We start from the raw sequence: 13,230 nt of genomic DNA, 5'->3' as shown, positions 1-13,230 counted from the left end.
TCAGCGAGCCGGTGGGAAAAGCGTCCGCTGAAAATGTGTCCAATTACTCGATCTCCGGCGGCATTACGATCGAATCTGCTGTGCTGGACGCGGATTTAGTCACGGTGCATCTGAAAACTTCCAAACACAGTGAGCAACAGTACACGCTGACAGTCTCCAACGTCAAAGACCGCGCCAATAATCCGAACACTATCGCCCCGAATTCGACTTTTCAATACGAATACACTGATTTGACGCGACCTTTCATTGTTTCTGTTCAGGCGCTGTTTGAAGACTCTGTGGACGTAACCTTCAGTGAGCCAATGGAAAAAACATCTGCAGAAAATATCGAAAATTATTCTATCTCCGATAGCATAGAAATTTTTTCTGCAATATTGGATAGTGATTTGCTCACCGTGCATTTGAAAACTTCTAAACACAAGGAACAGAAATACACACTCACAGTTTCGAACATCAAAGACCGGGCAAATAATCCTAATTCTATCAGAGAAAATACGACAGCGAACTACGTTTACGTGGATCGGACTCCCCCTTCGGTGGTGAAAGCTGAAGCCCTGGTTGATTATCGCGTCGATGTTTACTTTAGCGAGCCGGTCGATTCGGTTACCGGACTCGACGCAGCAAATTATTCCATCAATGGTGGTGTTCAAATAGATTCGCTGAAATACGGCGCTGATTTTGCACATGTTAAAATTTTCACTTCAAAGCATGTGCCCGGATTCTATACATTGACAATCAGCAATGTGAAAGACCGCGCTAAAACGCCGAATGCCTTAACGACTCCAATTAGCGTGAATTACGAATATGTTGATATTACCCCACCGGAAATTACTGCCGTCAATGCGCCAATTGAGAATCTTGTCAATGTCATTTTCAGCGAACCAGTTTATAGAGAGACGGCAGAAGACACAGCAAATTTCAAAATCAATAACGGGATTCAAATTTCAGAAGCAGTGCTTGACACAGATCTAGTAACAGTACATTTGACCACGAGTACGCACAACCCGGGAACTTACATCCTGGTCGTCGACAATATTCAAGACCGCGCCGAAACACCGAATACGATCAAACCGCATACCTATTTCGTGTATCAGTACGTCGATCGGACGCCGCCAAAAATCGATTCGGTAAGCGTTGTTGATGATACTTTGCTGACAATTTATTTTAATGAAAAGCTGCAACACGAGTCGGCTGAAACGGCTAAAAATTATTCCATTGAACCGCCAATTGACATTCACCAAGTCACTTTGTTAGCTGACGAAAAAACAGTAGCGTTGCACACGCAGAAGCATGGCGAAGGCAGCTATCAATTGGTTGTTAAAAATATCGCGGATCAGGCAAAAACGCCCAATTTCATTGTCGACAGTTTGAGTTACAACTACGAATATGTTGACACGAAACCAGTGGAGCTATTCAACATTGAAATCGCAGATGCTAATCTGTTAAAACTAACGTTCAGCGAAAGTGTCGATTCGACCTCGGCGGAAATGAAAGAGAATTATTCGATTTCAGGTAACGTGCACGTTGATTCGGTTTATTTTGGAGCAAATCAATGGATTTTGTATTTGAAAACGAGCGAGCACGAGGAAGGCATCTACCAGCTAACAATTTCAGGGCTGAAAGATTGTGCGAAAACTCCGAACGTTCTACCCTCTCCCATCGTTCGAGAGTACAGTTACGTGGATACTTTTCCACCAAAAATTGAATCGGTTGAAATGCCGGTCTCGTCGCGATTAATCATCAACTTCAACGAAGCCGTGGATGAAAATACTGCCATCGAACCGGAAAATTATGAAATCTATCGGGGAATTCTGCCAGGCAGAGCACCGCAAACAGGAGCAAACTTTGTCGCTGCGATTGGTCAAACACATGACGATGGAATCAAGCTCAAAAAGCCCAAAAATCCGAAAAACAAATTTAAAGTAACAAAAGATCAGACAGCGGGCATGAGTATTCTCTCGATCTCCTTGAGTGCCAATGGGAAGGTAGTACAAATCCTGACTACACCGCACGAAGAAGACACCTACACTTTGGTTGTGAAGAATATTAAAGATCGCGCGCTGAATCCAAATATCATCCCAGCGAACACGAAATTTGTGTACGAATATGTGGACAAGACGCCGCCCGCATTAGTTGAAGTAAAAGCATTGTCCGACACGACAGTTCAAATTCGATTTTCTGAAAAAATTGACAAAGCCAGCGCTGAAGACATTCGCAATTATCAAATCAACAAAGGCATTGTCGTCAAAAGCGCTGCCCTGAGCGAAAACCAACTCAAAGTCACGCTGTCCACCACGAAACACGTGAGCGGAGAAACTTACACGGTATCCGTGAACAACCTTCGCGATTGTGCCAAAAACCCAAATACCATTGCGGCGGCGGTGAGCATGGATTATGTTTACATCTACGTTGACACACAAGCACCGTTGCTCAGTGAATTTGCGCTGCTCAATGCTTACGTGGTCGAAATTTGCTTCAATGAGCCGCTTGATAGTGCAACGGTGAAAAATTTGTCGAATTATTCCATTACGCCGAATGTCGTGATTAACGATGCAGAACTGGACTCGACGCAATCAATTATTTTCTTAAGAACATCACGGCACCAGGCAAATCAGGAATATGAGCTTGTCGTGAGAAACATTTGCGATCGTGCCACACCGCCGAATATGATCGCGCCGTTAAGCTTTAAATACGAATTTGAGCCGGAAACAGTGGAGCTGGTCGGGGACATCACCATTCCTGAATACGAACCGGCTTACGTTAATGTCGGCAGTCAGTGTTACGTGGACTCATCGATGACAGTGACAAATATGCCGCAGCAATTAAGCGGCAGCCTCTGGATTCGCACTGCCATGGCAGATGCAAATAAAAAAAGCGACAATTTTATCTCTTTCCAGTTGAACGATTCAGCGACTGTTTACATTGGCTATGATAAAAATGCGGTTGGCGTTCCGGTCTGGCTGCAGACTCAATTTACGCGAACGCCGTACACTATTAAATTGGGCGGAAATCATGAGCTGGTATTGTGGCGCGCAGAATTTCCGCCGGGGAAAGTGACGCTCGGAGCAAATCATGCCAACGGCGTTGCTCAAGTGAATTTGATGTACGTGGTTTTGATTGCGAACGAAAACTATCTATTGCCCCAGACACCGGACGACTTGACTGATCCGTTCGAGGAAGGGCCAATCACTGAATATCAATTGCATCAAAATTACCCGAATCCATTCAACGGCGGCACTGAAATTAAATTTGAAATTCCGGAAGCAGCAGAAGTGCAGGTTATCGTTTACAATATTCGAGGTCAGACAGTACGCGTCTTGCTCAAAAAAGATCTACCGACAGGCCGCTACATTGTGCAATGGAACGGTCTGGATGAATACGGTTTCCCGGCGCAGACAGGCATCTATTTCGTGCGTATGCTGGCGAAAATAGACTCTGGAAATGGCAAAAATGAAATTAAATTCAACAAAGTGCAGCGTATGATTATGATTAAATAGAATTTTCAAAAATACCTTCCCGTCCCAAAATGACAAAATCCAGGGTCACTTTTTGCTCTGGGTTTTGTTTTTTTTTGAAGAAATTAATGCAAATTTTTCTTGACTTTCACCAAAATTTTTTTATATTATTAAAGCCTTTGCCGAGGTGGTGAAACTGGTAGACGCACTGGACTCAAAATCCAGCGGAGCTTGCTCCATGAGGGTTCGAGTCCCTCCCTCGGCACACAAAAAAGCTAATTCGTTAACAGCGAGTTAGCTTTTTTTATTTTTTAAACTTCAATATGCCCGAAACTTCCCCTTCAACTAAAAATTTTCTCATTTTTCAATGCTATCCATTTTTCATTTGACTTTCCCAAATAAAAATCATATATTATTTTGAAAAATGAAATAATTTTTCCCAATTGAATTCAAAATAAAACAATTTTACTCAAAAGGAGAACTAATGATGAAATTCAAGAAGTTCTTCCCTTTTTTGCTGCTCTCTTCATTTGTATTAGTTTTCTTCTCTTTTCCCTCTTTTTCAATCGATCTTAAATATCAACTTCCGCCAAAAGAACTGGTGCAAATCGTTGACGCGCCTCCGACCCCATCGGTTAATCTGAGTCCGAACGATGAGTGGATGCTCATTCTCTCGCGGCCTAATCTGCCTTCTATCGAAGAAATTGCCCAGCCGGAACTGCGCATTGCCGGCATTCGAATTAATCCTCGTACCAACGGACCGAGTCATCCGCGGTACTACACCAACATCACCTTAAAAAATCTAAAAACGATGGCAGAAACGAAAATTGAATTGCCGGAAAATAGCCGCATCACAAACATCGACTGGGCGCCGGACAACGAGAAGTTTACCTTTACTTTGACAAAAAAAGACAAAATAGAACTTTGGCTGGTAGAAATATCGTCAAAAAGAGCCAGAAAAATAAGCGAAGACTTTGCTGTCAATGACGCTTATGCCGATGCTTATTTCTGGCTCCCGAACGCAAAGCAATTAGTTTGCCTGACCGTTCCTAAAAAAAGGCTTGAATTGTCTCAAAAATCTGAAGTTCCCGAAGGGCCTGTCGTTCAGGAGAACATTGGCAAAAAAGCACCGGCGCGGACGTATCAGGATTTATTAAAAAATCCTTACGATGAAAAATTATTTGAGTACTTCCTGACTTCTCAACTGATGCTTTTTGATCTGAAAGGCAATGCCAAGCCTCTGGGACAACCGACAATTTTTTCGGACGTGAATCCGGCTCCGAATGGCAAGTATCTCTTGGTTTCTTCTGTCCACAGACCTTATTCTTACATTGTACCGGTGTATCGCTTTCCGCAAAAAATTGAAGTCTGGGATTTGTCTGCAAAACCGGTATTTCAGGTAGCTGATATTCCTTTGATTGAAGAAATAGCCATCGGATTTGATGCCGTGCGCACAGGTCCGAGATCAGTGGACTGGCGTTCAGATGCGCCGGCAACGCTCTGCTGGATTGAAGCTCAGGATGGCGGCAATCCCCGCGCGAAAGTGAAAATCCGAGACAAAGTTTACTCGCTTGCTGCGCCATTTCACAAAACGCCCACGGAAATCGCCGCATTGTCTCTGCGCTTCAACGGCATTTTCTGGGAGAACGGAAAATTAGCGCTCGTGAACGAACGCTGGTGGCGAACGCGATGGTCTAAAACATGGATCATCCAACCGGACAATCCGCGAGCAAAACCACGCCTTTTATTTGATCGCTCTTACGAAGACCGTTACACCGATCCGGGCAGGCCTTTGTTTGAAAGAAATAAAATGGGACACGCTGTCCTGAAAAAAAAGAAGAATTTCATCTTTTTTGTGGGACGCGGTTCTTCACCCCAGGGAGACAGACCTTTTTTGGATGCGCTCAATTTGAAGACGCTGAAATCTGTGAGACTGTGGCGGTCAAAAGCACCCTTCTACGAAAGCCCGGTAACGATCACCGATTTCAAACACCACCGCATGATTTCCCGTCGCGAATCAAAAACATCGCCGCCAAACTACTTTTTGCATAATTGGAAAAATGACCAATCGGTGCAATTGACAAATTTCCCTCATCCAACGCCGCAGTTGAAAAATATTCAAAAAGAAATTTTGACCTACACCCGCAGTGATGGCGTTCAATTAACGGCCACGCTTTACTTGCCGGAAGGTTACTCGCCGGAACAAGGTCGTTTGCCGGTTTTCATGTGGGCTTACCCGCGGGAATTCAAGAGCAAAAAAGCCGCGGGACAGATGCGCGGTTCACCCTATCGGTTCATTCGCGTGGGCTGGAGTTCTCCGGCAATCTGGGTGACCCAGGGCTATGCTGTTTTAGACGGACCAACAATGCCCATCATCGGCGAAGGCGACAAAGAGCCAAACGACACTTATGTCGAACAATTAGTTGCCAGCGCCAAAGCTGCTGTGGATGAATTGGTAAAAAGAGGCATCGCCGATCCGAAACGCATTGCTATCGGCGGGCACTCTTACGGCGCTTTCATGACAGCAAACCTGCTCGCTCATTCCGATCTTTTTGCCGCCGGAATTGCACGCAGCGGTGCTTACAACCGAACACTCACACCTTTTGGCTTTCAAGCAGAAGAACGCACTTTCTGGCAGGCGCCGGAGATTTATTTCAAAATGTCGCCTTTTATGCACGCTGACAAAATAAACGAACCAATTCTGCTCATCCACGGGGAAGCGGACAACAACAGCGGTACCTTTCCGTTACAAAGTAAACGTTTCTACCACGCGCTCAAAGGTCTCGGCGGAACTGTACGATTAGTGATGCTGCCACATGAAAGCCACGGCTATCGCGCCCGGGAATCGGTACTGCATGTGCTCTGGGAAATGAATCGGTGGCTGGATATGTATGTTAAGAATAGATAACCAGTTAGGAGCAAACGAACCAGGTTTCTTTGAGAAACCTGGTTCCTAAATTTCTTCCAAATTTTTACAACTCAAACCATTCTGGAATTCGGTCTTTCATTTCATCCTTAAATTTTTTGTGGTAAAATTCGTTGTTGTGTTTATCGTACCAATATTCATCGCCCCATTTTTTGTGATTTTTCACGATCTCTTTCAGCGCATCGATGATGTACATCAATTCTGCGTCCGTCATTGTGGGATGAATGGACATGCGCACCCAGCCAGGTTTTTCTGACCAATCACCGCGGTCAATCATATCAGTGATGCGCTTGGATTCTTCGGGAGTAATGTTGAGCAAAAGATGGCCGTAAGTACCGGCACAAAGGCAGCCGCCGCGCACCTGAACACCGAAACGGTCGTTGAGCAGTTTCACAATGAGATTGTGATGAATATCTTTGAAGTAAAATGAGATTATCCCCAAGCGACGTTCAATATTGTCAGCCAGAATATTGATCCCCGAAATTTTCCTCAATTCACGAAAGGCAGTCGGAACCAACTGTTCTTCTCGTTCCAGCATCTGTTTCGGGTTCATTTTTTCTTTAAGTTTGATGGCAAGAGCCGTCCGCATCGCCTGCAAAAATCCGGGAGTACCGCCGTCCTCTCTGGCCTCGATATTGTCCATGTATTTTACTCCGCCCCACGGATTTGTCCAGTCAACAGTGCCGCCGCCGGGTTGATCGGGAATTTTATTTTTGAGACAAAATTCGGAATTGCAGATGAGCACGCCGGAAGCGCCGGGGCCTCCTAAAAATTTATGGGGAGAGAAAAAAATAGCATCCAGTCGCTCCAGAGGATTGTCGGGATGCATATCAATTTCCACGTAAGGCGCAGAGGCCGCGAAATCGACAAAACAACAGCCGTCGTATTGATGCATCAAACTCGCCAATTGATGATACGGCGTCTGAATTCCGGTTACGTTGGAACAGGCAGTGAAAGCGCCGTATTTTTGTTCACGGTTTTTGTATTTTTTTATGTGGTCTTCGACAATATTCAAATCCACCAAGCCATCTTTATCCGGCGGAATTACGACGACATCGGCAATCGTCTCCAGCCAGGAAGTTTGATTGGAATGGTGCTCCATGTGCGTCACAAAAACGACAGGTCTCTTTTTTTCTGACAACTGAATGCTCTTTCTGAAACGCTCGGGAACGCGCAACCCTAAAATGCGTTGAAATTTGTTGATCGCGGCAGTCATGCCAAAGCCCGGCGTCATAATCACATCTTCGGGACCGGCATTCACGTGTTTTTTGATATAGTTATGAGCGAAATGGTAGGCAGCCGTCATTGTCGTGCCTGTCACGCTGGTCTCGGTGTGAGTGTTTCCCACAAAAGGGCCAAAAATGCGGGAGATTTTATCTTCGATGGGACGATACAACCGACCGCTGGCGACCCAATCGGCGTAAATGATTTTTTTAATGCCGAACGGCGTGGGAAATTGCTGATCGATGCCGACGGTATTTTCTCGAAATGGTTGAAAATATTTCTCAAGTTCAGTCATCGTGACAGCCTCATTTTTTTTGAGATTCTGTTCCGGATTTTTGGGACTTTTTTTCGTCCAATTCCTGTATCCGTTTTTCCAGTTCTTTTACAATTTTATCATAAATTTTGTACCATTCTTCATTATTTTTCTTTAATAATTCAAGCTTATATTGAAAATCAGCATAATTAACATGATATTGCTGCAAAATGCTGTCAATCAACGCTTGTTTTTTATTAGCTTCAACTAAATCGGTGTTAGTGACCACATCGCAGTAGATCTGCACAAAAGTGTCGTCGTCTATTTTCTGGTGCCTTTGCTGCTGACAGGAAGCAAAGAAAAAAAGAGACACTATTAACAGAAGAAAGCTCAAAAATTTTTTTGCCATTTGTTCCCTAAAGAATTATTGAATGAATGAAAATATAAAACATACTTCTGTAAAAAACAAGTAATTTTTCATTGCTTTTGCCGAAATTTTTTTTAACTTGTGTTTATGAACATTCGCGACAAATTAAAATTCATCGATCAGATCGGAAAGACGCCATTCGCTGCTGAAAAGTCTCCGACGGAGCGGATTCCGATTGAGTCGGTTATTCCAGGCGAAAATTACAAGTCCGCTTTCGTGATCAGCCACAAATACGATGGCGATTATGTCCACGGCGACATTGCCCTTGGCGAGGCGCTGAAACTTTCGTCTTCCTATTTGCAATTAGCGGGCAAAGACGCCAATCTCATCGATTTGAATTTGGAAAAATCATTATTTTTTGACACCGAAACCACTGGACTGTCCGGCGGCAGCGGCACCTACATTTTTCTCGCTGGCTTTGGCTATTTTGCAGACAATCAATTCCACGTCAAACAATTTTTTCTCCGGCATCCGGGAGAGGAAAACGCCATGCTTCACGTCATCGCTGAATTGATTTCCGAAAAAGACAGCCTCGTCAGTTTCAATGGGAAAAGTTTCGACTGGCCTCTGCTGAAAGGCCGGATGATTTTTCACCGCATCTGGCGCGACATTGCGGAGCCTGTGCATCTGGACTTGCTCCATGCGGCGAGACGCGTTTGGAAAAATTCCCTACCTGACTGTTCACTTTCTTCGCTGGAAAAATCCGTGCTCAATGTCAGCCGTGACGGTGATGTTCCTTCCTGGGAAATTCCCGAGCGCTATTTCCGCTATCTGCGCAGCGGCGACCCCACGCCTCTGTTGCCAGTTTTTTATCACAATAAAATCGACATCCTCTCACTGGTGTCTCTCACAGCCCGGCTGCACCAGGTGCATCGTGCGCCGGTGGAAGAAACTGAAAATTCGCGAGAGCTTTTTTCCCTGGCATCTTACTACGAAAAAAACGGGCATTTGGAAAATGCCATTGAAATTTACCGTCAACTGCTGGCTGAAAATATTTCTCCCTTTGAAAAGCGGGAAACGCAGCTTCGGCTCGCCTATTCTCTGAAACGAATGGGGCAAATAAAGCGAGCAGCGGAGATATGGGGTGAGATCATTTCTTCCGGCACATTTTCTTTCGAAGCCTACGAAGAACTCGCCAAATATTTTGAACATCACGCAAAGGACATTGTGCAAGCTCATCAGATTGTAACGTCCGCTTTATCTTCCCTTGAAATAAAAGAACAATTGCACCCGACCTTTGAAATTCGGCAACTGAAAGAAAGTTTGCATTACCGATTGCATCGTTTGAATCGAAAGCTCGGCCGCTGACTTAATTTTATTATTCAATCTCACAAATTTATGTAATTTTATTCTACGTTTTCCCAGAAATCAATAATTATTATTGCATTTTTTCAATCAATTTGCTATATTCTAACAAACCGAGGAACGTATATGGACGCAAAAAATTCTCAATCTGAAACCTTCCACATAAAACGTCGAATTTCCCGCGAGGTAAAAATCGGAAACATTGCCATTGGCGGCAATTCCCCGATCACCATTCAGTCCATGACCAACACAAAAACCACAGACGTCGCTGCTACGGTACGGCAAATCTTTCAATTGGAAGAAGCTGGCTGCGACATCGTCCGCGTCGCCGTACCTAACGAGAAAGCGGCGCAGGCAATTGCAGGCATCAAAAGTCAAATCCACATTCCTCTCGTGGCGGACATCCACTTCAATTATAAATTGGCGTTGCAATCCATCGCCTCCGGCGCGGATAAAATTCGTATTAATCCGGGCAACATCGGTTCCGAAGAAAAAATTCGGCAGGTGCTGGACAAGGCAAACGAACACTCCATTCCCATGAGAATTGGCGTCAATGCCGGATCACTGGAAAAAGATTTGATCGATAAATATAGCCAGCCCTGCGCCGACGCCATGGTCGAAAGTGCCATGCGACACGTCGAGTTGTGCGAAAAATACAATTTCTCCAATGTAATTGTCGCCCTCAAAGCCTCGGATGTGTTGATGATGATTGAAGCCAATCAAAAATTTGCTGCGTTGACGGATTATCCGCTCCATTTGGGTGTCACGGAAGCCGGCACAAAAGACATTGGGCTGGTAAAGTCAGCCATCGGAATAGGAACTCTTTTGCGGCAGGGCATCGGGGACACGATCCGCGTCTCTCTCACCGCCAACCCGGTGGAAGAAATTAAAGCCGGTCTGAATATTTTGAAAGCGCTCAAACTGAAACGCCGCGGCATAACACTGATCTCCTGCCCGACCTGCGGCAGACTGGAATATGATTTATTCAAAATTATTGATGAATTTGAAGCCAAAACAGAACACATTAAAAAACCAGTTACAGTCGCCATCATGGGTTGCGTTGTCAACGGCCCTGGCGAAGCGCGTGAAGCAGATATTGGTATCGCCGGCGGCAAAGGAAAAGTCGTGCTTTTCAAAAAGGGACAGGTGATCAAAACGATTCCCGAATCAAAAGTGATTGAAGTTTTGCTGGAAGAAATCGAAAAAATTTAACAAAATTTTGAATAAAATCAAAGAAAGGGCGATCTATGGTATCCCAATACATTAGCCACGCCATGGAAAAAAGCTCATGGATTCGCCGCATGTTTGAGGTTGGCGCGGAGCTGAAAAAAATTCATGGACCCGAAAATGTTTTTGATTTAAGTCTGGGAAACCCGATCATCGAGCCACCGCAAAAATTTTTTAAAATCATAGAGCAGATTTCCCGTCGCACAAACTCGGGGCTCCATCGTTACATGCCCAATGCCGGCTATCCTGATGTCAGAGAAAAAATTGCTGACTATTTAACGCGAAAAAATATTCTAAAAACAAACGGCAATCACGTGGTCATGAGCTGCGGCGCCGGCGGCGGCATCAATGTAATCCTGCGGACTTTGCTGGACCAGGGCGATGAAGTTATCATTTTAGCGCCCTATTTTTCAGAATATCAATTTTACATTCGCAATCACCACGGTAAAGTCGTCATCGCCGAGACTGACGAACACTTCAATCTCGACATCGAAAAAATCGACAAAAAAATGAACAAAAAAACCAAAGCCATCATTATCAACAATCCCAACAATCCGACGGGCAAAGTTTACGATAGAGAAACGATTCAAAAATTTGTCGATTTCATGCGCGAAAAACAGAAAAAGTGCAAACGCCCCATTTACATCATTTCAGACGAGCCTTATCGTGAAATTGTCTATGATGACACGGAAGTACCGCCGATTTGTCAGATGTACGACAACAGTTTTTTGGTCTATTCCTGGTCAAAATCGCTGGCGATTCCGGGAGACCGCATCGGCTACATTGCTGTCAATCCGGAAATGGAAGATGCGAAAAAAATTGTTGACGGACTGATTTTCTGCACGCGCATTCTGGGGTTTGTCAACGCGCCAGCAACAATGCAATTGGCTGTTGCTGAGTTGCTCGACACAACGGTTGATGTTGATTTTTATGAGAAAAAGAAAAAATTGCTTTACGACCGGCTCACGGCTGCGGGCTACGAAATTGAAGAGCCTAAAGGCACTTTTTACATGTTTCCCAAAGCACCCGGCGGCGATGACCTGGCATTCACAGAGCGCGCCAAAAATGAAAAAGTGCTCATTGTTCCGGGAGTCGGATTTGGCAGAGCCGGATATTTTCGCATTTCCTATTGCATGGATGATCGGACTATCGAAAATGCTTGCGACAGACTTGAAAAAATTGTGTAAATTTTCATTGCATAAATTGTTTAAATTTCGTATATTGTGAAAATTTTATCAATAATTCACCGCCGCTTCGTGAGAGAAATTTTCACTCTCCGGCGCGTTTTCATCGCTCAAGTTTCAAAAACTGTTTGGATTTTACAGGCAAAAAAAAGGGAGAAATGATTGTACAATGATTCAAATTTTTGTATTTGAAATTATCACCCATGAGCAGAAAATACGACAACGTGAATGGAAAGCAAGAAATGGAAGAAAGAAAAGTAATCGGAATTGATCTTGGTGGAACCAAAATTAAGTTTGGCGTAGTTACAGAAGACGGAGATATTTTAGGACGGGAAATATCATTGCCGACGGAAAGCTCGCGTCCGTCTCAAGAAATCGTAAACACAATTGACGAGGGCATAAAATTAGCGATTCAATCAGCGGATATTTCAAAGAAAGAAATTGCAGGAATCGGTATTGGCTCCCCCGGACCGCTGGACGTGAGAAAGGGGATCATTCTTAAAGCGCCCAATTTGCCGACGATGAATGATTTTCCTCTCAAAAAAGCAGTCGAGGAAGCTACTGGCTTGCCGGTTAAATTGAATAACGATGGCAATTGTTTTGTTTTAGGCGAGGCATTTTTTGGCGTGGGCAAAGGTAAAGACATTGTCTGTGGCGTAACTTTGGGTACAGGGCTCGGTTTTGGCATTGTTTTCAACAAAAAAATCTACATGGGCGCTACCGGCACGGCAGCGGAAATCTGGTGTAGCCCCTACGGCGACAAAATTTTTGAGGAGTACGGCTCGGCGCGCACAATCTCCCGCCTCTACAAAAAACGCACCGGCGACCGGCTCACTGCCATTGAAATTTATCGTCTGGCACAGCAAAACAACCGCGCCGCCATTGACACTTTCCACGAATTTGGCTCAAATTTAGGTGAAATTCTGTCCATTCTCACTAATGTGCTGGACCCCGACGTGCTGGTTATTGGCGGATCGGTGAGCAATTCCTGGGAATTTTTCCAGATTTCTGTGACGCAAAATATTTTGCAGCACATTAACGAAGAACCGCGCCGACACTTGCAAATCGTACGCACGAGTCTCGGCGACAGTGCCGGTCTGCTTGGCGCCGCGGCATTAATTTTCAGCTAAAACAAAAGGTTAATCATGGAAAAAAATTTGTATTTTTATAAAGCTCATGTCGTTTCTGTCTATGACGGCGACACTTGTAAAGTGGATATCGACTTGGGT

Annotated in this window: 8 protein-coding genes and 1 tRNA gene; 7 read left to right on the top strand and 2 right to left on the bottom strand. The window is 44.5% G+C overall.

Translation table 11 applies throughout. The features are described 5' to 3' along the window. Positions 1 to 11 precede the first annotated feature (11 nt). The 3 genes from GXO74_07905 (at position 12) to GXO74_07895 (ending at position 6,363) form a co-directional block, all read left to right on the top strand. On the top strand, positions 12 to 3,497 hold the full coding sequence (locus tag GXO74_07905; GenBank protein ID NOZ61592.1) for a T9SS type A sorting domain-containing protein: 3,486 nt from the start codon (positions 12 to 14) through the stop codon (positions 3,495 to 3,497). 139 nt (positions 3,498 to 3,636) lie between these two features. Then, positions 3,637 to 3,720: transfer RNA gene (locus tag GXO74_07900), tRNA-Leu, on the top strand. Positions 3,721 to 3,942: 222 nt separating this feature from the next. After that, complete coding sequence (locus tag GXO74_07895; GenBank protein NOZ61591.1) at positions 3,943 to 6,363, top strand: S9 family peptidase; 2,421 nt, start codon at positions 3,943 to 3,945, stop codon at positions 6,361 to 6,363. A 64-nt stretch (positions 6,364 to 6,427) separates the two neighbouring features. Here GXO74_07895 and GXO74_07890 read toward each other — a convergent pair whose 3' ends face one another. Next, positions 6,428 to 7,900 carry an aminotransferase class V-fold PLP-dependent enzyme gene (locus GXO74_07890; protein NOZ61590.1) on the bottom strand — a complete coding sequence of 491 codons (1,473 nt, stop codon included), beginning with the start codon at positions 7,898 to 7,900 and terminating at the stop codon, positions 6,428 to 6,430. A 10-nt stretch (positions 7,901 to 7,910) separates the two neighbouring features. Then, positions 7,911 to 8,267 (bottom strand): hypothetical protein, encoded by a 357-nt coding sequence (locus tag GXO74_07885; protein ID NOZ61589.1) that lies wholly within the window; start codon positions 8,265 to 8,267, stop codon positions 7,911 to 7,913. A 105-nt stretch (positions 8,268 to 8,372) separates the two neighbouring features. On the opposite strand from GXO74_07885, the gene GXO74_07880 reads away from it, so the two are divergent. From GXO74_07880 to GXO74_07865, 4 genes are all read left to right on the top strand, one after another. Next, the gene (locus GXO74_07880) at positions 8,373 to 9,593 is read left to right on the top strand and encodes a tetratricopeptide repeat protein (GenBank protein NOZ61588.1); all 1,221 of its coding nucleotides are present in this window, start codon (positions 8,373 to 8,375) and stop codon (positions 9,591 to 9,593) included. A 123-nt stretch (positions 9,594 to 9,716) separates the two neighbouring features. Next, on the top strand, positions 9,717 to 10,802 hold the full coding sequence (gene ispG / locus GXO74_07875) for a flavodoxin-dependent (E)-4-hydroxy-3-methylbut-2-enyl-diphosphate synthase (protein ID NOZ61587.1): 1,086 nt from the start codon (positions 9,717 to 9,719) through the stop codon (positions 10,800 to 10,802). Positions 10,803 to 10,837: 35 nt separating this feature from the next. Then, entirely contained in the window at positions 10,838 to 12,004 is a 1,167-nt protein-coding gene (locus GXO74_07870) for a pyridoxal phosphate-dependent aminotransferase (protein ID NOZ61586.1), read from the top strand. A 200-nt stretch (positions 12,005 to 12,204) separates the two neighbouring features. Continuing rightward, on the top strand, positions 12,205 to 13,131 hold the full coding sequence (locus tag GXO74_07865; GenBank protein ID NOZ61585.1) for an ROK family protein: 927 nt from the start codon (positions 12,205 to 12,207) through the stop codon (positions 13,129 to 13,131). Positions 13,132 to 13,230 lie beyond the last annotated feature (99 nt).

Source organism: Calditrichota bacterium, from assembly GCA_013152715.1.
In the GTDB taxonomy this organism is placed as follows: domain Bacteria; phylum Zhuqueibacterota; class Zhuqueibacteria; order Thermofontimicrobiales; family Thermofontimicrobiaceae; genus 4484-87.
The sequence above is the reverse complement of the archived record's forward strand: the minus strand, read 5'-3'. Positions and strand labels throughout refer to the sequence as shown.

Bases quoted from the DNA above. Each gene is read 5' to 3' on its own strand.
- GXO74_07885 (NOZ61589.1), bottom strand. From the start codon at position 8,267: ATGGCAAAAAAATTTTTGAGCTTTCTTCTGTTAATAGTGTCTCTTTTT.
- GXO74_07880 (NOZ61588.1), top strand. From the start codon at position 8,373: ATGAACATTCGCGACAAATTAAAATTCATCGATCAGATCGGAAAGACG.
- GXO74_07865 (NOZ61585.1), top strand. From the start codon at position 12,205: ATGAGCAGAAAATACGACAACGTGAATGGAAAGCAAGAAATGGAAGAA.
- ispG (NOZ61587.1), top strand. From the start codon at position 9,717: ATGGACGCAAAAAATTCTCAATCTGAAACCTTCCACATAAAACGTCGA.
- GXO74_07870 (NOZ61586.1), top strand. From the start codon at position 10,838: ATGGTATCCCAATACATTAGCCACGCCATGGAAAAAAGCTCATGGATT.
- GXO74_07890 (NOZ61590.1), bottom strand. From the start codon at position 7,900: ATGACTGAACTTGAGAAATATTTTCAACCATTTCGAGAAAATACCGTC.
- GXO74_07895 (NOZ61591.1), top strand. From the start codon at position 3,943: ATGAAATTCAAGAAGTTCTTCCCTTTTTTGCTGCTCTCTTCATTTGTA.